The following is a 21,960-nucleotide window of genomic DNA, read 5'->3' as shown; positions in this document are numbered from 1 at the left end:
TATGGAACCATAAGCCTCCTCGCGACGTGAGGCGAACCCTGAGGGCACGGAAGACGCATACAGAATCACCGCGCTGGGGGAAGCAAGTTCAGCAGCTCCCCCGACTCAAGAAACCCTTCTAGCTGGTCGGGAAGGAGCATCGAGATCTGCGCGGCGGTCGAGACCACCTTCGGGGCATAGCGCTCCTCCATTTCCGCGCGGCTGACTAGGCTCGCCCAGACGGCGATGTTGATCGCGCCGACTGGATAGCCATTATGGTTGACTAAGGCGGCAGCAACAGAGCGGTGCTCCATGCTGAGACCCTGATCGTTGACCGCGTATCCAAGTTCTCGCGCGCGGCTGACCTCGGCCATTATCCTGCCGGTGGCGGTCAACGTCCGGGGGGTAAGCCGCGGACGCGGACTCTGTTCGATTAGGCGTTCCGCTACGTCGTGCGGCAGCCGCGCGTAGAAGGCGCGGCCGCTCGACGTGGTGTGTGCCGCAATCTTCGTGCCAATGTACGCCGTCCGCGAAGGGCGTGACTTCGACCGGTAGTGCGCTACATAGACGAGCTCGGTTCCATGAACGACCGCGCATTTGACGTTCTCGTCAGTTTCGTCGCGCAGACTTTGCAGGTATGGGTCGACGAGATCAACCAACGTCATCGATGAGAGGGAGGCCATACCGAGACTCAGGACAGCCGGTCCTAGGCGATATCGCTTCGTCTCTAGATCCCGCAGCACGTATCCGAGCTGTGTTAAGGTGTGCAGGAGCCGAAACGCGCTTGCGGTGCTTATGCCACTGACTTCTGCTATCTCCGCCAGCGATAGGTCGCGGGTGCCAGGCTCGAACGCGGCTAGTACGCTGAGCCCGCGAGCCAGGCTCTCGACTAGATACCGAGGCTCCGGCCGGGGTTCAAGGGTTTCAGCGTTAGGTAGACGCATGTCAAGTCAGAAGGTCGGCGAGTGTGGTTGCGCTGCCGCCGTCGCCCAGGACGAGTTCGATAACCGCGTCGGCGAATCCGTCTGAAAGTCCGGCGTGTAGGCAGCAACCCCTGAACTTCTTCTCGATGGAGTTCTGGTCCAGTGGCGGGCTAACGCCGCAAGGATGAGTGATCTGCGCTTTCAGCATCTGGCCGTCGTCCAACACGACTGTCGCCGACGCAGGGCTCAGCCCTCTTGCGGCATCGCCGACTAGCTCGCGATCCACGGCGACGTGCACTTTGCCTGCGAGGGCAAGGACATCGCCGCGCGCGAGCGCGCTGGGGTCGAAGTCTGCGATTTGAACCTCGCCGTTCGCCATCGCAACGGCAAAGACATAGGGAATGCTGAATTGGCCATCTACCGCTGTCTTCGGCTTGTAGCGACGGTCGGTCGGCGTCCCGGTGCTGTTGTATGCCTGAGCGTTGACGAGAATGCGGACGGACCTCACGTTCTCTAGCGAGACAACTTGCGACCTCAGGTGGAGTCCACACTCAAGGGCAGTATGCGTCCAGCCACAGCACGGATACGGCTTAAAGGTCGCGGCCTCGATCAGCCATCCGCCTGGATGGCCGTGATGTAGAAGTGCGCGGTCGTACCGACCGTTGTGGTACACGGCAAAGAACCCGCGCCTTCCCTCAAGGCTGTCAAGCGGCGCGGTCAGCCCCTGCCGAGCAAGCTGCGCCGCGAACACGCCCCCGCGTGCCGCAAATCCTGGTTGCATGCGCTTAGCGAGAGCGCCGTCGAGTGTTGACTGGCCATTGCCGCTTGCCTGCACGTACGCGAAGCCCAGTGCGTGGCGAATCCCATCTGCTGACAGTCCGTACAGGCGAGCTGCCGCAGCCGCAGAGCCGAAAACTCCGGCCAGCGGAGTCAGCAGCCAACCGGTGACACCAGGGCCGTCAAGCACACTTAGGGCGATGCGGTCAGCGACCTCACTGCCTAAAACGATCGCCTCCAACAGCGATGCGACACTCACGTTTGTCGCCGCCTCCGCCGTAGCCAGCGCCGCAGGGATTACGGTGACGCCGGTATGGGTCACGCCCGGGTGTATGTCATCGTAGTCCAGCGCATGCGCGCTCATCGCGTTGACGAAGGCAGCTTGGGCAGCTGGAAGCCGGCAGCCACTACCCCAAACCCCGGCCTCGGGGGTCCCGCCTTGGCCGATTAGCAGTCTGCGAGCCTCGGGGACGCCCAGGGCAGACTGTCCAGCCACCGCGCAGCCCAGCGTGTCTAGCAGATCAAGACGGGCTGCTCTAACGGCCGAGGCTGAAAGTAATCCGTCGAGATCTCCGGCCGTCAGGCTCGCAAACACCGCGGCGGCATCCACGCCAGCTTCTTCTTTGGCCGCAGGACTGGTCACGTGCTCACTCCCCGCGCGCGCCCTCGGTGCCCAAGGTTGAACCTCCGACCGCCAGAGCGTGCGTCGCCGCACCCTCGGCTCCGAGCGAGGTTGCAGATGTCGGAAACAGCCGTTGGCAGTTACGCATGGCGAAAAAGCACTAGCTCCTGCGGTTAGACGATAACACGACTTCACGTGTCCAGCAACTGGCCACCCCAAGAGCCGAGGCCTACCTCTGTCCCGACGAGCGATCGAGACCAGGTTCGCCGCGACGAAGCTTCGCCACACCGAAGCGTCGCGACAGAGCCGCACCAAAGACTAGGCCCGACCTGAACGATGGCGTGGCGGCGCCAACCGCGAACCAGCGTGCGCACCGGAGGCCGCTAGCAGCTCGGGCGCCATCGCTGCACGATGCCCCTGGTGGCTCGCCGCCGAGCAAACCGCCGCAGCTCCGGCTTGACAGCGACGGAGCCTTCGGCGTAAGCTGACTTCGACCATTGTAATGGCCTTGCGCAGAGCGAACTTAGGCTGCCAGATGAATCATCCAGACTCGATAACAATCCGTGATGTCACGGCCCGAGACGGGCTGCAGGGAGAGTCTCGGCTCGTCGCTACTGAGGACAAGGTGCGGCTGCTCGAGATGCTCGGCAACGCTGGCTTTCGCAGAATCAACGCGACGTCGTTCGTGAGTTCCCGCGCAGTACCTCAGATGGCTGACGCCGAAGAGGTTATGGCTCACCTTCGCCGCCGAAGCGACGTCACTTACGACGCATCAGTACCGAATATCAAGGGTGCAGAGCGCGCGATAGCCTCAGGCGTCGACGTTGTTGTCGTCTTCGTCGCTGCCAGCGACGTCGGTAATCGCAGCAACGTACGGCGCTCGACCGAAGAGTCGATGTCGGAAGCAGAGGCTGTCATCAGACGCGCACGCGAGTCTGGCATAGGGGCAATCGGGACAGTCTCGACCGCCTTCGGATCCCCCTACGGCGACGAGATCACCATCGATGGCGTGCGAGCGATGGTCGCAAGGTTCGTCGGCGCCGGCGCAACTGGGATAGCGCTTGGCGACACGAGCGGCGAGGCCAACCCAGACCAAGTCCATGAGATGGTTTCTCAGTTGCTCGCGGATCTCGGCGACCTAGAGTTGGCGCTGCACTTCCACGACACGCGTGGGTTAGCGCTGGCGAATGTGCTCGCGGCGATGGATGCTGGGGCAGTCCACTTCGACGCGGCAGTCGGGGGGATCGGCGGGTCGCCGTTCACCCTGAACTCCGGGGGCAATCTTGCTGCCGAGGATCTCGTCTGGATGTGCCATCAGATGAGGATCCACACTGGCGTTGACCTCGACGCGCTATTCGAGATCCACGACCTGCTGGAACGCTTGCTCGGGCACGCCCTCAACAGCCGCGTTCGCGTTCAAGCGCAAGGAGTCGCATCGTGAGCGATGCATCCTCGGTTCCACCAACCTCACTGCTGACCGGCATCCGCGTTCTCGATCTATGCCGAGATCTCGCGGGTCCATATGCATCGATGATGCTGGCCGAATTCGGCGCTGACGTGATCGAGGTAGAGCACCCCGAGACTGGGGATGAGACGCGCGCTTGGCCACCCCTTGTCGGCGGCGTCAGCGGTTACTTCTCCGCCATCAACCGAAGTAAGCGAAGCCTCGCGCTCAACCTCAAAGATCCTGATGGCATCGCCATCGTCATGGCCCTCGCCCGCGACGCAGACGTCGTGATGCAGAGTTTCACACCCGGCGTCGCAGATCGCCTTGGGGTCGGCTACGAAGCCATCCGTGCGATCAATCCGGACGTGATCTACCACTCCGTCTCCGGCTTTGGCAATACCGGTCCGTGGCGGACAAAACGCGGCTACGACCCGATCCTGCAGGCTGCCAGTGGCTTCATGAGCGTCACCGGTGAAGCCGGTCGTAGTCCCGTAAAATCGATGATTCCTGTCGCCGATGTGTCAACTGGCATCTATGGCTTTGCCGCGATTCTCGGTGCTCTCTTCTGGCGCGAGCGCACTGGTTGTGGCCAACACATCGATCTCTCGATGCTCGACGTGATGGTGTCGATGCTCACCGTGGTCGGCACTCGCTACCTGCTCACTGGAGAAGTTCCCACACGTAACGGCACTGAGAATCCGCAGAGAGTTCCGTCGGCCGCGTTCGAATGTGCGGACGGCCTATACCTACAACTGGTACCCAACCAGCGTCAGTGGCCAGTGTTTTGCTCGCTTCTTGATCACCCCGAATGGGGTGACGATCCACGCTTCGCGACACCAGCGGCTCGCGTTGAACACCGGGATGACCTGTATCCCATGGTCCGCGAGGCGATTCGCCAACGCCCCCGGGGTGAATGGGTGGGCCTGCTTGAGACCGCCACAATCGCGCACTCGCCCATTAACGACATCCGAGAGGTCTTCGCGCTCCCCCAGGTTCGCGACCGAGAGATGGTCCAGCACTACGAGGTGCCGGGCGTCGGAAGCGTGCCGGCGATTAGCCTGCCCTTCAAACTCTCCGAGACCCCATCACGGATCCAGGGTCGGCCGCCACGACTAGGCGAGCACACCGTTCAGATCCTTGAAACGCTAGGCCGAAGTCCGGAGGAGATCGCCACCTTGATCAGTCGCGGCGTTGTCCGTGCGGACAATACGGAGGAGAGCGAGGCATGAGCGTGACTGGTGGTTCACAGATTGTTCTGAAAGAGACGGAGGGTAACGTCGGGGTCATCACGCTAAACCGGCCAGAAGCACGCAACGCGTTGAACCGGCAGCTGCTCACGGAACTGCAGCAAGCGATTGACGAAGCTGTCGCCGACACGCGGATCGGTGCGATCGTCTTGACCGGCAATGGCCCCGCGTTCTGTGCCGGCGCCGACCTGAAGGAGGCCGCGGAGGGGATGGACTCGGCGGATTTCTGGAGCCGCTACGAGCGGGCCAACCAGTCGTTGCGCATCCATCATGAACTCCCACGCCTCCCGAAGCCGATTATTGCAGCCGTAAACGGATACGCAGTCGCAGGTGGCTGCGGCGTGGCGATGTCGTGCGACATCGTTTTCGCCGGAGAGGGTGCTCAATTTGGCTATCCAGAAGTCAATCGAGGCCTCGTTGCCGCGATGGTCATGGTGAGCCTTACGCGCCTTGTAGGTCGTCGCCACGCCCTTGATCTGCTCTTATCCGGTCGGCTTATCAGGGCCGACGAGGCACTCACACTAGGGATGGTCAACCGCGTTGTCCCTGACGATGAGGTCCGCTCGGTGGCGATCGCGTACGCACAAGACCTGGCGGACAAGCCAGCCTCCGCTATCCGTATCACCAAGGACCTATACCGCCAAGTCGTAGAAATCGACTACGACAGGGCGCTCGAGTACGCGCGGGACGTGAACCAGATGATGCGTCAGACACGCGATGCTCAGGAGGGCGCCGCAAGCTTCGCTAATAAGAACAAAGGGAGTTGACAATGGTCGGCCGAACAGAGTCGGAGCTAGTGCTGTTCTCGGTCGCGGACCACATCGCGACCATCGCCTTCAACCGCCCTGAGGTACTCAACGCTGTTAGCACACCAGTATTCGGTCGCTTGATCGAGGTCTTCGACCAGATCAGCGACGATCCCGACGTGTGGTGCGTGATACTGCGTGGGAACGGGCGGGCGTTCTGCGTTGGCGCCGACCAGAAGGAACGGCCCGGAATGAGCCTCGACGATGTGCGTCGGCGGCGCAGGATCTCACCACAGGCCTTCTCAGCGATGCGGAACTGTCCGCGACCCGTGATCGCACAGGTGCATGGCTTCGCGCTGGGTGGCGGCCTAGAGATGGCGCTTGGGTGCGACATAGTAGTCGCTGCCAACGACACCGTCATGGGCTTGATCGAGACGCGGCGTGGTTCGATTCCGGCCGGCGGAGGCACGCAGTTGATGCCCCGCCTCATCGGGCCTGCGAAGGCGAAGGAATTGATCTTCACTGGCCGCAAGTTCACGGCCGCCGAGGCAGCCGACTGGGGCCTAATCACCTACGCCGTCGAGCCTGACGCTCTTGAGGCAAAGGTGAACGCTCTCGCGCAAGAGATAGTCGCATCAGCGCCGATCTCTAACGTTCAGGCCAAGCGCGCTATCAATGCGTCGATGGACATGGATGTCGCCAACGGCATCCAGCTTGAGGCTGCACTGTATGAGCGCATCCTCACGACCTGGGATCGAACTGAGGCGCTCACCGCTTACAAGGAGAAGCGGGCGCCCCAGTTCCGGGGTGAGTAGTGTCGGGTCCAGGGACACCGGCACCGCCGCTGCGGGGGACGCAGGAGCCTGGAGGCGATCCGATGGCGGCATCTAGCCTTGCACCATTCTTCGTCCCACGAGGGATTTGCATCGTGGGCGCCTCGTCTGAACCTGAGCGCGTAGGCACGCGAGCCCTGCGTAACCTGCCGCACTTCGGCTATGAGGGCCGCGTCTACCCGGTGAACCCGCGGGCGGAAGAGCTGCTGGGTTACGCTTGCTACCGGTCTGTCGCCGACGTGCCCGATCCTGTGGACCTAGCCGTGATCTGCGTAGCGAGTGAGCGCGTCCCAGGTGCGCTCCGGGAATGTGGAGCACGCGGGATTCCCGCAGCGGTCGTGTTCGCCTCAGGATTCGGCCCGGGTACGGCTGAGAGCCAACGGCTCCAGTCCGAACTCACAGCAGCACACAGAGCCTCTGGGGTCAGGGTTCTCGGGCCAAACACCATCGGTACGCGCTTGGTCCAGACCGGCGTGTTCGCCACCTTTGCGCACGACGTAGAGGGAGGCGTCACGCCTGGCTCCGTGGCGATCATCGCACAAAGTGGTGGCCTAGGCGTCTACTTCGGTTCGGCATTCCTTCGCCGGTATGGCGTCGGCACAAGGTATCTGGTAGACACCGGGAACGAGTTAGATGTGTCCGCTGCTGAGGTGCTCGAGTACGTCGCCGAAGATGACGAAGTCTCTTCCATCGGGTTGATCCTTGAGGGGGCGAGGGACGGTCGTCGGTTAATGCGGGCTGTAGCCGTCGCGGTCGCCGCTGGCAAGCCTGTCGTGTTCTTGAAGACGGGCCGATCGGAGGCCGCATCCGCGCAGGTGGTGTCTCATACCGGCGCGGTGGCGGGAAACGCCGAACTCTTCGATCGTGCATTGACGACGGCTGGCGCGCACGTAGCCCGTGATGAGAGCGAGTTCGTTGACGCACTGCGCATATTCGATGCAGGCGTAGCCCCAAAGGGCCGGCGCATCGGCGCGGTCACGCCATCCGGGGGGTACGCGATCCTCACAATCGACGCGGCGGATCGATACGGATTGGGCTTGCCGCATCCGGCGATTCCACCGACACCCGAACAGGAGTCGGCACTGGCGTCTGGAGCTTTGACAAACCCGTTTGACTACACGTCGATCAGCGCGGCCGGACCCGAAACTCTGGGCGCTGCAATCGCATGGATATCCGGGCAGCCGAATGTGGACGCTGTACTGGTATGGCAGGCGTACTCACTGATTCAAGCTGAGCGGCGCGCACAGTTCGAAGAGGCGATCGTGGCGGCCTCGCCGTCACGGATGCCTATCTTTGGCTGCGGCATCACCAGCCCGGAATTCGAAGCGCGTCTCCGCGAGCTTGGCGTTCTGTGGTTTGAGGAACCCACTCGGCTTGTGCGGGCCCTCAGCGTTGCCGCTCCCTCGCCCAAGAGCGAGCCCTGGCTGCGACCAGGGCCCACTACTGGCCGTGGTGCCGGTGCCGTTGTCGTCGGCGAGGCAGCCCGCCGCCTCCTTACCGGCATCGAGCACGCGGAAGCCTTCCCAGTTTTTCATCCACAAGCAGCCGTATCGGTCGCTGAACGCTTGGGACCCGTCATGCTCAAGGTCGAAAGCGGCACTCACGCGCACAAGACTGAGGTGGGCTTGGTTGAGGGCCCCTTGGATGCGGCTCACGTAGCGCAGGCATACGCGGCGCTAGTTGACGCTCGGGCGCGGGCAGGCGCGGACGACTCCCCCGTGGTAGTTCAGGCGTTCGAATCCGGGGTCGAACTGGCACTCGGTGGATACCAGGATCCCGTCTTTGGAGCGTCCGTGATGGTCGCCGCTGGTGGCATCTACCTTGAAGTACTGCGCGACATCGCGGTCGCGGTGGCTCCCGTATCCGAGGCGCAAGCGCGTGAACTCATCCTGTCGCTCCGCATGTCACCGCTACTCCTGGGCGCCCGCGGCCGCCCCCCTGCTGATCTCGACGCTGCGGCGCGTGCGCTCGTGGCACTTTCCGAGTTCATGGCTGACGCAAGTGGCCGGTGGAGTTCAGTTGACATCAACCCCTTGATAGTGCGAGACACAGGACAAGGCGCTGTTGCTGTTGACGTCCTCTTGGTGCCAAACAACAGAGGTGAAGACGATGAGCCAGCTTGACTTTGCTGTAATCGCGGACGGCGTCGGCGTCATCACAATCAATCGTCCCGAGAAGCGGAACGCATTCACCGTCGCGATGCGTACGGCTCTTGCCGACCTGCTCACCAGCGTTGAGGTAATGAACCAGCGCGCAGTCGTTCTAGAGGGCGCCGGTCAGGCGTTCAGCGCGGGTGCAGATCTAACCGAGGTCAACAATCCGACGGCTTGGCATGACGTCTCGTCCGCGGGCCGCGTGTTCACGGCGTTCCGAAACTGTAGCCCAGTGATCATTGCGGCCGTCCACGGATATGCCCTGGGCCTCGGTAGCGGACTGGCCATGGCGAGCGATCTGGTCGTTGCTGACGAAGACGCGCAGTTCGGCTACCCGGAAATACAACATGGCTTGGTGGCTGCAGTTACGATGGTTGGGTTGAAGGATGTTATCCCGGCGCGGTTTGCACTGGAGTTGCTGGTCACCGGCAGACGAGTGGAGGCACGCGAAGCCGCTGACTTCGGTATGCTCAACGAGCTCGTCACCCGAGGCCAGGCACAGATCCGCGCGAGGGAGCTCGCCCAAAGCATTGCGACACATAGCACCCTTTCCGTGCATGCGACAAAACGCTTCTTCTACGAATCGAGCGGCATGTCTCACGCGGCCGCACTCAGCGCTGGCGAGAGAGTCATCGCGTTGGTGAGATCTTCTGGCGACGCTGAGGCTCGGGCCAAAGCATTCGTCTCACGTAAGCAAGCAGCGAGTTGAGTATGAGCGCAACCGAACGTCCCGATCATTGGCGGACGATGGAATCCGTCTACGCTGAGTCAGCGATCCATCAAGCTCTTGGGCTCCGACTTGCCGTCAATGGCCCGGGAGATGTGAGCGTGCTTTACGACGGCGCCTCGGCGGCGACCAATCGTAACGGCAACCCTGCTGGTGGAGCACTCGCGGAAATGGTCGACTCTGCCGTAGTACAAGCCGCCCGTACGCTCTTGGAAGCCACTGACCGGACAGTCACCATTGAGTTGAAAGTGAATTTTGTCCGTGGGGTGCCGTCGGGCGAGCCGCTCACAACACGTGGGATGATCGACCATTTAGGCCGAACCACGGCTGTCGGGACCGGACGCGTCGAAGACCAGGCAGGCCACTTGGTTGCTGTCGGCTTGGTCACTGTGAACATCCGACGAAGCCCCGGGTCGGATAGTGGCGGCTAGGCTGATAGCTAGTAGCCACCGGTGGTCGTTTCGGAGGAAGCGGTCGGCCAGTCTCGCGGGTTGGCTCTGGCTAAGGCCCCGAGTGTAGTCGCTGCTCCGGCGACTCACCCACTACGACCGCCAAGCCAAGAGTCCTAAGGCATCACCGGTAGCGGCTGGATCGCTCGCCGGCAGCACAGGTGCGACATCTTGCTCTCGTTCGCGACCACCACACGCCTAAGCTGTCGGCCCGCGCCATTGAAGCCGTCCACAGCAACGAGCGGATGTGCCTTTCATCAGTGTACCCAGGAACGATGCGGCCGCTCGGCTCGCTCACGCAAAGCCACGCAAGCCCCCTCATAGCCCGGTACGAACTGGTCGTAATTGGCGAGTTCAGTGCTGTGAGGCGAACGCGGCGGTGAACGCGGCGGCTTGTTGGGTGGCTGGGCGGGCGTGTAGGTAGCGTTCTGTTGTTGTTATGCGCTGGTGGCCCATGGCTGCTTTGACGGTGACGGTGTCGATCCCGGCTGCGACCAGCAGCGATCCGAACGTGTGACGGAGGTCATGCCATCGCAGTGGTCTCAGGCCGATCGCGTCGCGTGCGCGGTTGTAGCGGCGTGCGAGCGCGTTGGCGTTCAGGTGTCGTCCGTAGGCGTTGCAGAGCACGAGGTCTTCTGGGCCGGTGAAGTCTGTGCGCTGGGACAATCGTTGTAGCGCGGCGATGGCTTGATCAGAGAGTGGGACGTCACGGTAGTGGCCGCTCTTTGGTGGTCCTTCAACACCGGCGCTCAGTGCGTGGGAGACGGTGAGCTTGGCGCCCGCGAAGTCGATGTCCTTCCAGCGCAGCGCGATGAGCTCGCCGCGACGAAGCCCGGTGTAGGCGGAGAGACGCACCGCCTCCCCGTCCTGCGCATCCTGCGTGCCATGACGCTCCACTCCGATGCTTGCTGGTTCAGGGTGGGGGTGTTGCTCGCGGTGTGCTCCTGTTGCTAAGGCTTGGGCGACAGCCTCGATCTCGTCTGGTGTGAAGTAGATCAGCGGCGCTGGTTTGCGTTCACGACGCAGCTCGATCCCGGTCGTCGGGTTGGTCGTGAGCTTGAAGCGGCCGGTGGCACGCTTGACCCCGTGGCTGAAGATCGCACCCATGAGATTGCGCTGCTTGTTGACGTTGCGTGCCGAGAGGCCGTCTGCCGTCATTGCTGAGAGCAGACGGCGCAGCTCATCAGTGGTGATCTCGCAAGCGGGACGATCCCCAAGCTCCCGCATAATCCTTCCCTCCGATGAGCCGGCACCTCGCCGGTGCGACGTTCCCGGCTCGGCCAACTGGTAGGCGTGGTCACGCAGCGTCGCGGGCTTGGCACCATAGTCGGCAGCTAACCAGTGCATGTAGTTGCCGGCAAGCTCACGAAAGGTGACCGGCTGCTGCAGGCTGCGGGCCTGCTGGCGCTGTTGCGCTTCATAGACTGCCGCAAGCTCCGATGCCCTGACATGCGCGCGCCGCTCATCAAAGTAACCGTCAGGCACCCGGCCGCGACGCGCCAGCCACTTGCCGTCCGATCCCTGCTCAAGCCAAGCCGGTCCAACACGCCGCATCACCTGACGACCGCCATGACGGAACTTCGCTTCATAGAACGGCTTGCCGCCATGGGATCTCACAACTAGCACCGGTGGTGTGGCCATGCTCCGAATAATACGGCTTGGCTACCACGAAAACAGTCTTGGCTACCAAACCGGCTTGGCTACCACTTTGGCTACCGAACTAGCCGACCAGACCGTATCTATAGAGCTTTTTGGTGCTCGTACTTCCAAGCCTTTCCGCTGCCTGGCATGCCTCTGTCTGCTTTGCACGCAGGAGGTCAGCGGTTCGATCCCGCTTGGCTCCACTCAAAGAAGACCTGCAAGCATGCGTTTTTCGGCCCAGCGGTGGCTGTCCTTGAGCGCGCGGGCGGCGTTTGGGTACCACTCGTGGGTACCAAATCGGCACGGACATCGATGCAAGGAGGCTCCGCAAGGGTTCCTGCGACGTGCTTGACGCAGTCGGCTTCGCCCGCTTCGGACGGGGCGCGGCTGCCTGGCACTTGCCCTGCCGCCGAGCCCAGCACCGATCATCTTCCTCGTCCAGCGCCGTGCAGCAGCTAATCGCCTCGGAGGAGCGTCGGGCCAGCGCCTTGGAAACGTTGCAATAGCGAGACTGGTGACCATCGAACTACGGAAGGGATCGCGAGCGGCGCCCGTGCCGCGCCTTACGCGAGTAATAAACGTAAAAAGCGTCGCGGAGCTTTTTACGTTTATTCGAGGAGCGCGGGGGCGAATAAGTGTTACAAGTCCGCCTTAGCTTTTAAACTTTATGGTCGTGAGCGCTACCGCAGCACACAGCACATGGGGAACCTTCATCCCGGGCGTTGCCGAGCCCGACCCGTCGGCTTACGGCAACCGAGCCGCGCGCAAGGGCGGTCGTTACAACGCCTTCGTTCCGCCCAGTATCGCCGATTATCGCTTTGCCTACACCAGTGCGACAGCACACGATGTTGAGATGGGCTCGCGAGCGCTGAAGCAGCTTCAAGAGCTCGACCGTGCCCCCGGGCTGCATTCCCTCGCCGAGACGCTGCTGCGCTCAGAGAGCGTTGCGTCATCGCGCATCGAGGGTCTCGACATGACTCATGCCCGCCTTGCCCGTGCCCGCTATGGCAACGGTCGTGAGGACAAAAAAACTCGCGCGGTGATCGCAAACATCGACGCCATGCGAAAGGCCATCGAGCTCGGCGCAAGCACAGAGGTTCTCGGTATCGATGCCATCTGTGACATTCACCTAGCTCTAATCCGTGGCGAAACGTTGCGCGGCAAGCCTTATGCCGGCCTGATTCGTGACGAGCAAAACTGGATCGGCGGCAACGACCGTAACCCAGTCGGCGCGATCTTCGTGCCACCGCCCAAGGAGTACGTTCGTCCGCTTCTCCACGACCTTGAGCAGTTCATCGCCCGCGACGACATCGACCCGTTGTCTCAGGCAGCGATTGCTCACGGCCAGTTCGAGACGATTCATCCATTTCTTGACGGCAACGGACGCGTCGGGAGGGCCATGGTCTACGCGATCCTGCGTCGCCGGGGGCTGCTCGGCGAATACATCCCTCCGATCTCACTCGTACTGAATGCCGCGCCTCGGAGCTACACCAGCTCGCTGGCCGCTTATCAGCGCCGTCGTCCAGCATCGCAGCATCCTGCCGATCTGATCGTTCAGACGTTCTCGCAGGCCGCGAAGATTGCGTCAAGCGAGGCGGAGGTGTTGCGTGACGATGTCGACGCGCTACAGCGGCGCTGGCGAGACGCGCTGAAGGGCTTACGCTCCGACGCCGCCGCGTGGAGACTCGTCGATGAACTTCCAGGACGTCCCGTTCTGACGGCCCCGAGCGTCGGTGAACTACTGACCATCTCGGCGCCGGCGGCAGGCCGTGCACTCAATCAGCTGGAGGAGCGCGGCATCATCAAGCGGCTCAACGAGAAAAAGTGGGGAAGGGCGTGGGAGGCGTCAGAGCTACTCGCGCTCGTTCAGGCCTTCGAGCGACGCGTCGGCGGCGGCCGAGCATCACGCGGTTAGGCTGCACGCAGCTATCCGCTTCTGGCTGCCAACAGCTGCTGCGACGTGCGGCGGATAGTCGCCCAGGGGACCGCCGCGCCCGAATGAGACCAGGCATTCTCGGTGTGGATGTTGCACGGGCGACAGGCCCTGCCGAGGCCCGATGGTGGATTCTTACCAGCAGGATTCCCGGCTTGGCGACGCAACCATCCGCGAAACACGACTGATCTCGCGCAGTGGCTTCGGCATGAGCATCACCTTCGTGATGCCTCAGCTGAGTGGTATCGTCGCACACGGAAAGCCCGCGGCGTGCGCGGGCCGCCGACTGTCTACGACAGGAGAGAACAGTAATGAGTGACGGCACGGCAGCTGGTTCCGTTCTCAGGGGACTGGGCGCCTCCATCACTGATCTCGCGACGCTCTACACGGACGTCCACAGCCATCCCGAGCTGTCCATGCAGGAGCGGCGAACTGCGCGTGTGGCGGCTGCGCGGTTGAGGGCTGCCGGCTTCGAGGTGACAGAGGGCGTAGGGAACACGGGTGTGGTCGGTCTGCTGCGCAACGGCGAAGGACCTACGGTCATGCTGAGGGCCGACATGGATGCCCTCCCGGTGAAGGAGGAGACTGGCCTCGCATACGCGAGCACGGTCACCGCGACGGACGCTCAGGGGAATGAGACACCGGTTATGCATGCCTGCGGCCATGACATCCACGTGACGTGGCTGGTGGGCGCGTGCGCGCTGATGGCCGGCGCGCGGGACTCCTGGAAAGGGACGCTAATGGCGGTCTTTCAGCCAGCTGAGGAGACGGCCGCGGGTGCGCAGGCGATGATCGACGACGGACTTTTCGAACGTTTCCCAAGGCCAGACGTGATTCTCGGGCAGCACGTCATGCCGCTCCCCGCTGGGATGATCGCCAGCCAAGCTGGCGTGATCACGTCTGCCGGTGACAGCTTTCAGATCCGGATGTTCGGCCGCGGCGCGCACGGATCGATGCCGCAGGCGAGCATCGACCCGGTCGTGATGGCGGCCTCGACCGTCTTGCGGCTGCAGACGATCGTCTCGCGCGAGGTCGGGCCGACCGATGCCGCAGTGGTCACCGTCGGCGCATTGCAGGCCGGTACGAAGGAGAACGTGATCCCCGATGAAGCGACCATAAAGCTCAATGTGCGCACGTTCGATGAGGGCGTCCGCAACCGGGTGCTTGAAGCGATCACGCGGATCGTCAACGCCGAGGCGCAGGCTTCCGGAGCGCCACGGCCACCGGAGATCACGCCGCTTGATCACTACGACCTGGTCCGTAATGATGAGCATGCGACCAAGGTGATCCGCGACGCGTTCCACGCGCACTTCGGCGACGCGCGCGTCATTCACACCGGTCCGGCTTCCGCGAGTGAGGACTTTGGTTCCTTCGGGACGGAGTGGGGCGTACCGTCGGTGTTCTGGTTCATCGGCGGTGTCGACCCCGACACCTACGCAAGGGCCGAACAAGACGGTCGTCTGAGCGAGATCCCGACCAATCACAACCCGAAGTTCGCGCCGGTCATCCACCCCACGCTGGAGACAGGCGTCGAGACGCTGGTGGTCGCAAGTTGCGCTTGGTTGGCGGCCTAGCCTCCTTCAGCACCCTATGGCCAAATCACTGCTGCCGGGATTCGACCCGACCCTGCTTCTGATTCTCAACCTGCTCGGAACGTTCGTGTTCGGGCTGAGCGGCGGGATGGCCGGCGTGCGTGCCCAGCTCGATCTGTTTGGAGCGGTTGTGCTCGGTGTGGTTGTCGGCATCACAGGAGGCACGATCGGCGACGTGCTGATAGGTATCCCACCAACCACCTTTCGTGACTGGCGATACCTGGCCGTCGCAGGAGGCGCCGGGCTGATCGCAGCTCTCACCCACGCGACGATCACGCGTCTGCAGCGCCCGATCGATGTGCTCGATGCGGCTGGTCTCGCACTGTTCTGCGTGACTGGCGCGGCCAACGCGTTGGCGCATAGACTTGGCGTGGTCGACGCGATCATCATCGGAGCTATCACCGGCATCGGCGGCGGCATGCTGCGCGATGTCCTGGTAGGCGAGATCCCGGTGGTCCTGCGCGGAGGCCTTTACGCAATACCTGCGCTCATCGGCGCCGGGATCGTGGTGAGCGCCTATCACGCCGGCGATCACACAATCGTGTTCCCGATAGTTGGTGCCGCGGTCTGCTTCGGCATGCGGCTGGCCGGCCTGCACTACGGTTTGGGCCTACCGAGCGCGGCCGATGTAGCAATCCCCAACGTGTCTCACCTGCGGCGCCGGCAGACCGATATGACCAGCGCCACTGCCCAAGATCCGCAGATCACCAACGGTCCCCATCCACCCGGTGGACCGCCACCCAGCACACCGGCGACCGAGTCCTGACAATGAGCCCGAGGCCTTGCGCCTGTTGAGCGCCGCTGCTTTCCGACATGGTGGCGCTCAACACCGTGGTGCGCGGACGCCGACACCACCAACCGGACTCAACAAGCGGACTCGAGCTAACAGAATTGCACCCGAAAGACAAGCGGAAACGAGAAAAGCCCCGCTTTTGCGGGGCTTCTGCGAGTGGGCCGTGCAGGAATCGAACCTGCAACCTTGGGATTAAGAGGCTGCACCACCACCCAGGTCGCCGAAACGGCTGGCCAGCAACTACGCGACGTGCGCAAGCGCAGAACCACAACGCGAGCGACGCAACGCTGCGGTACCCCCCCACTGGGCGCATGACCAGGTCGACCGGCAGCAGGTCTCTGTCAGACGCGGCCGGGCAGACGGCGTCGACTGTGGGGCCGGCAGGCCGGGTACCCAACGCGCGCGGCAGAGCTGCCGCTCAGTGACGGTCGGCTGCCGCTTTGCCATTTCGACTCGCCGCCCGCCTGAGATTGGCAGTTCGCCGTCCTGTTAGCTCTGCTCAGACAGGGCCGGCATCCGACGACGCAACTCTGCCGCGAAACCCCTGAGTTGGATCTTCTCGAAGCTCTCGACGAGCTGAAGGCTCGTCAATGTTGGCCTCGCCGTTGCCGCCGCCTGGCGCATCAGCGTCCACTCGACGGCTCGTGGATAGAGGTCCAACTGGTCAAGAAGAAACTCATCGGGATGAACGGCGACGAGATCGTGATGCCTCAGCGCGTCCTCGGGAAAATGCTTGACGTTGAATGTGACGATCAAGTCGCAACCGGAGTGAACGGCCGCGGCAAGGACATGGCGATCCTTCGGGTCGTTCTCCATCCCGTCGATCAGCCCCTCATATCCCGTGACCATCGCCTCCGGAAACGCAGCCTCCATCGTCACCCGACGCTTCCGCGCGGAGGATGTCCCGTTCGCTGTTGAACTTCGGTAGCGGTCCGGACAGTGATTTCTAGGCAGCTTTGAGGGTATCGGCCTGCGCGGTCGGGATCGTCGGGTGTAGCTCTCGCTGGATCGCGTCGTGGAGCTTGGGCAGGTCGCGGTGGCCTTTGACGCGGTTGAAGTGCGCGGCCGCTTCGGCCATCCCGGCGGCGGTCCACCGCAAGCGCATGTCGCCGTCACGCCAGCGTTTGACGTTGCGCTGTGTGGTGCGGACGGTGCCTGACATGCTCTCGATGCTGTTGGTTGATCTCAGCGTGCGTGCCAGCGCACCGTCGATACCCAGGCGGGTGAGCGTGAGGGTCTCCTCCATGCCCTCCCGCAGCGAGCCGGCGGCGTCGGGGTGGGTCTTCTCAAGCTGTGAGGCGAGCGCCCCCAGCGAGGTAAGCGCCTTGCTGTGATCGGGCTCTGACCAGGCTTTGCGAAGCTTCGCTTGCACCCAGGCGCGCTGGTGCTCGGGCAGGTGCCCGCACACATTCCTTGCCTTGTGGACCTGGCAGCGTTGCACCAGCGCCCGCTGCCCAGCGACGTCACGCACCGCCTTGCGCAACGCCTTGGCGCCATCAAGCACGTAGAGCTGCTGGTCTGTGAGCCGCAGGCCGCGATCAACCAGATCGGCCAGCAGCGCGGTCACGACGGTTGTGTTCTCAGTCGAGCCTTCGCGCAGCGAGAGCGGCACCTTCACGCCATCAGTCGTGATCCCGAGCGCGACCACGTTGGTCGTATCCGCAAGGTCGATCCCGTCGATGAACAGCACCGCCAGCTCGACATCGGACAGATCCCGGCTGAGCAGCTCGGTAAGCGCACTTCGTGTCCCAGCCACGAACGCGCGTGACACCGAGCTCTTTGACGTCGAACGGCCATGCGCTCTGATGTCCTTCCCGACGGGCTCATCCACCCGCCGCGCCTTACGGGCAGACACCCCCGCGAGCATCCGCTCCAACATCACCTCACAAAGCGGGTCGCGGGCGGTGAACTGCCGGTAGGTTGCAAGCGCGATCTCCTGGCCCTCAGCGACGCTCCTGACCCGCGGACGGCTGACCTGCACACGTCGACCGCCGAGCGTCACCTCACCAGCGGTATGCCCATGCCGATACGCCGCCCGGTCTTCAGTCATGACGGCCCTTCGGGCCCGTGACCTGCTCGACCTCCCACTCCATCGTCTCCTGCAACACCGCCAAACCCGCGCTGACAGCCAACGCAAGCAGCCCCTCTCTCGCCTGGCCCGCGATCTCAGCAAGCGAGACCTGCACCTGCTCAGGCAGAATCAACGATGCTGAATTAGCCTCAACGACCTCACCAACGTGTAGCTTCTTCACGGCGGTTCCTCCTGTTCTCGTCGCCGGAGCAGCGAACTCCGACGGATTGACTTAGACGCCCTACACGCTCCCAAACGGAGCGGACGAGGGCGGGAGGACCGCCACCTCAATTTCTACAGAGTCTGGGACAACCTCTCCGCGCGGCCTTGGCGCCAATCGCCTTAGCCAGGTTGCGCTCCAACTCAAGCATCACCTCATCGGACCAATGCGGTCGGATGACCTCCGCCTCCGCGAGGCGCAGCAGCGTGTCAGCCAGGGACGCGGGATACAGCGCGTTGGCGTCCAGGAAAACCGGGAAGCGCATACATCACCGCGTCTGCGGCGGTGGCGAATCGAGCAGGTCATAAAAACCCGCGTCGTGTGCGTCCCGCGCCAGCGCATCAAGCGACGCGGCGCGGCGAGCACGGACAGATTCGGCGTAGGCGATGAGGTCATCCAGGCGCACATACCGGTGACGCCCTGGCTTCGTGAAGGTGATCGCGCCTGACTCCAGCAACTTCACCAGCGTCGGGCGCGAGATACCGAGGTAGTCGGCAGCCTCCTGTGTGGTCAGCTGCGCGTTGAGAGGGGCGACATGGATCGCAAGACCACGCCTCATCGCCTCATAGACCTGCAAAAGCACATCGAACGCCTCCCGAGGAAGCGGAATCTCCTCGTTGTGAGGCCCGACCAGCGCCGGGCGCACACTCGAAGCCGTAGCAAGCGATTCGAGGAACTCTGTGAACCTCTTAGTCTCGGACTCGGTCTCGGCAGACGGCAGGTAGGTCCTGGAGCCGCCCGCCGCCGACCGAGAAGCAGCGGAAGAAGACATGACCACATGCTAATCGAAAAAAACGAAACCGCAACGCGTAGCCGTTCGGGATCGTTGCTCAAGCTGGAGAACCGATCACCGCGACCTCGCCTGATGCGCGGCCGCCCCACATACAACGCGACCGGCGAGCCGGAAACCGATCTGACGCAGTAGCGAGGTCGGGTCGTCAAGCGCCTGTTGCGGCGTCGAAGCTTCGTCGACCAGCGTGTACACATCGTCGAAACCCGCCGAACGGAGCCGTCCTTCATCAAGGGAGCAACGGCCTGCCACTGCGACGACCGGCACCCCGGCAGCGTGCGAAGCAGACGCCACGGCGGCGGGCGCCTTGCCTCGCAAGGTCTGTTCGTCCAGCGAGCCCTCGCCGGTTACGACTAGGTCGGCTTCAGCCACAGCTTCGCGGAATCCGAGACGCTCGAGCATCAACTCGGCGCCGGGTCGTAACTGTGCCTGAAGGATCGCTAAGGCGGCGAAGCCGACCCCACCGGCGGCGCCGGTACCTGGTTCATTGCGGTAGTCGATGCCGGTCGCCGCGGTAACGACGTCCGCCCATCGCGTCAGCGCTGCGTCAAGCTGGCTGACCTGGTCAGGATCGGCCCCCTTCTGGGGGCCATAGACGACAGCCGCGCCCTCGGGCCCCGTCAGTGGGTTGTCGACATCGCATGCCACCTCAATGCGTGTTGCACCCAATCGCTTAAATAGCCCCTCCAACTCAACCGTGGCCGCTTTTCCAGCGCCGAGCCCCCCGGGGCCAACCTCGGCCCCGTTTGCGTCGAGTACTCGCGCGCCAAGCGCCTGCACGAGCCCGACACCGCCGTCCGTCGAAGCGCTGCCACCAATCCCAACGAGCACGCGGGTGCAACCCGCTTCGATCGCAGCAGCAATCGCCTCGCCGACGCCCCGGCTACTCGCCGTCATCGGGTCGTGTGGACTACGCGCCCTTCCAAAGCCAGCGACCTCAGCCATCTCGACGATGGCCTCCTGCCCGCTTCGCACATACGAGGCCGGTGCTAGACGCCCCGTCGCGTCGGTCGCACGCACCGCCACGCGTTCGAACCCGGCGGCTTCAAACGCAACCAGCAACCCGTCGCCGCCATCGGCAATCGGTAGCGTCACAACGTCGGCACTCGGGCACCGCGAACGGATGCCTGCGGCGAGGCCAGCGGCCACTTCACCGGCTGTCAGCGTCCCCTTAAACTTGTCGGGGGCCAGGAGCACACGAGGCATCAGTTCTGATGCGAGTACGCCGCCGCTGGTGCATCGCCGGCGCTCTCCGGAAGCGGTTCGAACTCAACTACGTTGTCCAACTCGGTGCCCATCGAGACGTTCGTGACCCGTTCGAGGATCGCCTCGACGATCACCGGCACCCGGTGCTCGTCGGCTAGCTGCTTTGCCTGCTCCAGTGCGGGAGCGATGTCGGCAGGATCGAGCACTCGCAACGCTTTGCAGCCGAGGCCCTCGGCGACCTTGACGTGATCGACGCCGTAGCCACCAAGCTCCGGTGCGTTGATGTTGTCGAACGATAGCTGTACGCAGTAGTCCATGTCGAAGCTGCGCTGTGATTGGCGGATCAAGCCGAGGTAGGAGTTGTTTACGACGACGTGGATGTACGGGATATTGAACTGAGCACCGACCGCGAGTTCTTCGATCATAAACTGGAAGTCGTAATCCCCAGACAGCGCCACGACAGTCGCCTCTGGGTCGGCACTGGCTACGCCCAGCGCAGCCGGCACGGTCCAACCGAGTGGTCCCGCCTGGCCCGCGTTGATCCAGTGCCGCGGGTGGTACACATGCAGCATTTGTGCGGCTTGGATCTGCGAGAGACCGATCGTGCTCACGTAGCGGACGTCCTCACCAAAGACGCGGTTCATCTCCTGATACACGCGCTGCGGCTTGATCGGGATGTTGTCGAAGTTGGTTTTTCGCAACATGGTTCTCTTGCGCTCGTTACACTCAGCCGCCCACTTTGCACGGTCTGGCAGCTCGCGTTCAGTGGCCGCCTGCACGAATATTTCGAGTGCTGCCCGGGCATCGGAGACGATCCCATAATCCGGCGCGAACACCCGCCCGATTTGGGTTGGCTCGATGTCAACGTGCACGAACTTACGTCCCTTGGTGTAGGTGTCAATCCCACCAGTGTGGCGATTGGCCCATCGGTTTCCGATGCCGAGGACGAAGTCTGCCGCCAGCATCGAGGCATTGCCGTATCGATGCGAGGTCTGCAGACCAACCATCCCGGCGTTGAGCGGGTGGTCGTCGGGGATCGCGCCCCAGCCCATAAGCGTCGGCACGACTGGCACGCCCGTCAGCTCCGCAAACGCCACCAGCAGCTCGGTGGCGTCGGCGCCGATGACACCACCGCCGGCAACGATCAGTGGGCGCTCCGCAGCGCCCAGCATGTCAAGCGCCCGCTCGATCTGCGCACGGCTCGCCCGTGGCTTGTAGACCGGCAGCGGCTGATAGCTGTCTGGGTCGAACTCAATCTCAGCCAGCTGAACATCAATCGGCAGATCAATCAGAACTGGGCCCGGCCGACCGGAACGCATAAGGTGAAAGGCCTGCTGAAACGCACCAGGCACTTGGGCCGGCTCAAGCACCGTTACCGCCATTTTGGTCAGCGACCTAGCTATTGCCGTAATGTCAACCGCTTGGAAGTCTTCCTTGTGTAGCTTGGCGACGGGAGCCTGACCGGTGATACAGAGAATCGGGACCGAGTCGGCGCTTGCCGAATAGAGACCGGTGATCATGTCGGTTCCGGCTGGGCCACTTGTGCCGATGCACACGCCGATGTTCCCGGGCGCCGCACGGGTGTAGCCCTCGGCCATGTGCGACGCGCCCTCAACGTGCCGGGCAAGGGTGTGACGAAGTGTCTCGTCGTCCTGGAGCGCTTTATAGAACGGGTTGATGGCGGCTCCAGGCAACCCGAACAGGTGGGTCGCGCCTTCCGCCTTCAAGATGTGGACTGCGGCCCGTGCCGCGGTCATGCGTGACATGTCACTCCTCCAGTGGGCCTTGTGTCTCTAAAGCCGAGCGTGCCG

General features: G+C 63.3%; 17 protein-coding genes and 2 pseudogenes. 10 read left to right on the top strand and 9 right to left on the bottom strand.

The features are described from left to right. Positions 1-65 precede the first annotated feature (65 nt). The 3 genes and pseudogenes from M3M54_RS12920 to M3M54_RS12915 all read right to left on the bottom strand — a co-directional run bounded on the left by M3M54_RS12920 (position 66) and on the right by M3M54_RS12915 (position 2,274). Complete coding sequence (locus M3M54_RS12920; protein ID WP_249019456.1) at positions 66-638, bottom strand: IclR family transcriptional regulator; 573 nt, start codon at positions 636-638, stop codon at positions 66-68. A gap of 84 nt (positions 639-722) precedes the next feature. Then, positions 723-923, bottom strand: a pseudogene (locus M3M54_RS17025) (helix-turn-helix domain-containing protein); the annotation flags it as partial. A gap of 1 nt (position 924) precedes the next feature. Further along, entirely contained in the window at positions 925-2,274 is a 1,350-nt protein-coding gene (locus tag M3M54_RS12915; protein ID WP_256465851.1) for an MmgE/PrpD family protein, read from the bottom strand. Between the two features lie 562 nt (positions 2,275-2,836). Here M3M54_RS12915 and M3M54_RS12910 point away from each other — a divergent pair. The 7 genes from M3M54_RS12910 (at position 2,837) to M3M54_RS12880 (ending at position 9,885) form a co-directional block, all read left to right on the top strand. Beyond that, on the top strand, positions 2,837-3,742 hold the full coding sequence (locus tag M3M54_RS12910) for a hydroxymethylglutaryl-CoA lyase (protein WP_249019455.1): 906 nt from the start codon (positions 2,837-2,839) through the stop codon (positions 3,740-3,742). Next, a complete protein-coding gene (locus tag M3M54_RS12905; RefSeq protein ID WP_249019454.1) occupies positions 3,739-4,977 on the top strand; it encodes a CaiB/BaiF CoA-transferase family protein in 1,239 nt (412 codons plus the stop codon). The genes M3M54_RS12910 and M3M54_RS12905 overlap by 4 nt, the downstream gene beginning before the upstream one ends. Next, positions 4,974-5,762 carry an enoyl-CoA hydratase/isomerase family protein gene (locus M3M54_RS12900; protein WP_249019453.1) on the top strand — a complete coding sequence of 263 codons (789 nt, stop codon included), beginning with the start codon at positions 4,974-4,976 and terminating at the stop codon, positions 5,760-5,762. Before M3M54_RS12905 ends, M3M54_RS12900 begins: the two co-directional genes overlap by 4 nt. A gap of 2 nt (positions 5,763-5,764) precedes the next feature. Then, on the top strand, positions 5,765-6,556 hold the full coding sequence (locus tag M3M54_RS12895) for an enoyl-CoA hydratase/isomerase family protein (protein WP_249019452.1): 792 nt from the start codon (positions 5,765-5,767) through the stop codon (positions 6,554-6,556). 113 nt (positions 6,557-6,669) lie between these two features. Beyond that, entirely contained in the window at positions 6,670-8,697 is a 2,028-nt protein-coding gene (locus M3M54_RS12890) for an acetate--CoA ligase family protein (protein WP_249019451.1), read from the top strand. Further along, positions 8,684-9,436, top strand: a complete 753-nt coding sequence (locus M3M54_RS12885; RefSeq protein ID WP_249019450.1) for an enoyl-CoA hydratase/isomerase family protein — start codon at positions 8,684-8,686, stop codon at positions 9,434-9,436. Before M3M54_RS12890 ends, M3M54_RS12885 begins: the two co-directional genes overlap by 14 nt. A gap of 2 nt (positions 9,437-9,438) precedes the next feature. Continuing rightward, positions 9,439-9,885: a PaaI family thioesterase gene (locus M3M54_RS12880; protein ID WP_249019449.1), complete on the top strand. Its 447-nt coding sequence runs from the start codon at positions 9,439-9,441 to the stop codon at positions 9,883-9,885. Positions 9,886-10,257: 372 nt separating this feature from the next. On the opposite strand, the gene M3M54_RS12875 is transcribed toward M3M54_RS12880, so the two are convergent. Next, the gene (locus M3M54_RS12875) at positions 10,258-11,544 is read right to left on the bottom strand and encodes a site-specific integrase (protein WP_249019448.1); all 1,287 of its coding nucleotides are present in this window, start codon (positions 11,542-11,544) and stop codon (positions 10,258-10,260) included. A 673-nt stretch (positions 11,545-12,217) separates the two neighbouring features. Between M3M54_RS12875 and M3M54_RS12870 the strand changes: the two genes are divergently transcribed. The 3 genes from M3M54_RS12870 to M3M54_RS12860 all read left to right on the top strand — a co-directional run bounded on the left by M3M54_RS12870 (position 12,218) and on the right by M3M54_RS12860 (position 15,835). Further along, positions 12,218-13,459: a Fic family protein gene (locus M3M54_RS12870; RefSeq protein WP_249019447.1), complete on the top strand. Its 1,242-nt coding sequence runs from the start codon at positions 12,218-12,220 to the stop codon at positions 13,457-13,459. Positions 13,460-13,788: 329 nt separating this feature from the next. Further along, complete coding sequence (locus M3M54_RS12865; RefSeq protein WP_249019446.1) at positions 13,789-15,051, top strand: M20 family metallopeptidase; 1,263 nt, start codon at positions 13,789-13,791, stop codon at positions 15,049-15,051. Positions 15,052-15,067: 16 nt separating this feature from the next. Further along, a complete protein-coding gene (locus M3M54_RS12860) occupies positions 15,068-15,835 on the top strand; it encodes a trimeric intracellular cation channel family protein (protein ID WP_249019445.1) in 768 nt (255 codons plus the stop codon). Between the two features lie 516 nt (positions 15,836-16,351). On the opposite strand, the gene M3M54_RS12855 is transcribed toward M3M54_RS12860, so the two are convergent. The 5 genes and pseudogenes from M3M54_RS12855 to gcl form a co-directional block, all read right to left on the bottom strand. After that, a complete protein-coding gene (locus tag M3M54_RS12855; protein ID WP_249019444.1) occupies positions 16,352-16,735 on the bottom strand; it encodes a PIN domain-containing protein in 384 nt (127 codons plus the stop codon). Between the two features lie 73 nt (positions 16,736-16,808). After that, positions 16,809-17,955: pseudogene (locus M3M54_RS12850) on the bottom strand (IS256 family transposase). A 466-nt stretch (positions 17,956-18,421) separates the two neighbouring features. Continuing rightward, positions 18,422-18,925, bottom strand: a complete 504-nt coding sequence (locus M3M54_RS12845) for a helix-turn-helix domain-containing protein (protein ID WP_249019443.1) — start codon at positions 18,923-18,925, stop codon at positions 18,422-18,424. Between the two features lie 75 nt (positions 18,926-19,000). Next, a complete protein-coding gene (locus M3M54_RS12840; protein ID WP_371878588.1) occupies positions 19,001-20,149 on the bottom strand; it encodes a glycerate kinase in 1,149 nt (382 codons plus the stop codon). Continuing rightward, positions 20,149-21,915 (bottom strand): glyoxylate carboligase, encoded by a 1,767-nt coding sequence (gene gcl / locus M3M54_RS12835; RefSeq protein WP_249019441.1) that lies wholly within the window; start codon positions 21,913-21,915, stop codon positions 20,149-20,151. The genes M3M54_RS12840 and gcl overlap by 1 nt, the downstream gene beginning before the upstream one ends. Positions 21,916-21,960 lie beyond the last annotated feature (45 nt).

This window comes from Conexibacter sp. S30A1, from assembly GCF_023330665.1.
Classification (GTDB): domain Bacteria; phylum Actinomycetota; class Thermoleophilia; order Solirubrobacterales; family Solirubrobacteraceae; genus Palsa-465.
This window is presented reverse-complemented; position numbering and strand designations above follow the sequence as displayed.

What these genes read in the sequence shown, in the direction of transcription:
- M3M54_RS12875 (WP_249019448.1), bottom strand. Translation starts at nt 11,544, where the DNA reads ATGGCCACACCACCGGTGCTAGTTGTGAGATCCCATGGCGGCAAGCCG.
- M3M54_RS12865 (WP_249019446.1), top strand. Translation starts at nt 13,789, where the DNA reads ATGAGTGACGGCACGGCAGCTGGTTCCGTTCTCAGGGGACTGGGCGCC.
- M3M54_RS12860 (WP_249019445.1), top strand. Translation starts at nt 15,068, where the DNA reads ATGGCCAAATCACTGCTGCCGGGATTCGACCCGACCCTGCTTCTGATT.
- M3M54_RS12855 (WP_249019444.1), bottom strand. Translation starts at nt 16,735, where the DNA reads ATGGAGGCTGCGTTTCCGGAGGCGATGGTCACGGGATATGAGGGGCTG.
- M3M54_RS12885 (WP_249019450.1), top strand. Translation starts at nt 8,684, where the DNA reads ATGAGCCAGCTTGACTTTGCTGTAATCGCGGACGGCGTCGGCGTCATC.
- gcl (WP_249019441.1), bottom strand. Translation starts at nt 21,915, where the DNA reads ATGTCACGCATGACCGCGGCACGGGCCGCAGTCCACATCTTGAAGGCG.
- M3M54_RS12895 (WP_249019452.1), top strand. Translation starts at nt 5,765, where the DNA reads ATGGTCGGCCGAACAGAGTCGGAGCTAGTGCTGTTCTCGGTCGCGGAC.
- M3M54_RS12900 (WP_249019453.1), top strand. Translation starts at nt 4,974, where the DNA reads ATGAGCGTGACTGGTGGTTCACAGATTGTTCTGAAAGAGACGGAGGGT.
- M3M54_RS12840 (WP_371878588.1), bottom strand. Translation starts at nt 20,149, where the DNA reads ATGCCTCGTGTGCTCCTGGCCCCCGACAAGTTTAAGGGGACGCTGACA.
- M3M54_RS12845 (WP_249019443.1), bottom strand. Translation starts at nt 18,925, where the DNA reads ATGTCTTCTTCCGCTGCTTCTCGGTCGGCGGCGGGCGGCTCCAGGACC.
- M3M54_RS12910 (WP_249019455.1), top strand. Translation starts at nt 2,837, where the DNA reads ATGAATCATCCAGACTCGATAACAATCCGTGATGTCACGGCCCGAGAC.
- M3M54_RS12880 (WP_249019449.1), top strand. Translation starts at nt 9,439, where the DNA reads ATGAGCGCAACCGAACGTCCCGATCATTGGCGGACGATGGAATCCGTC.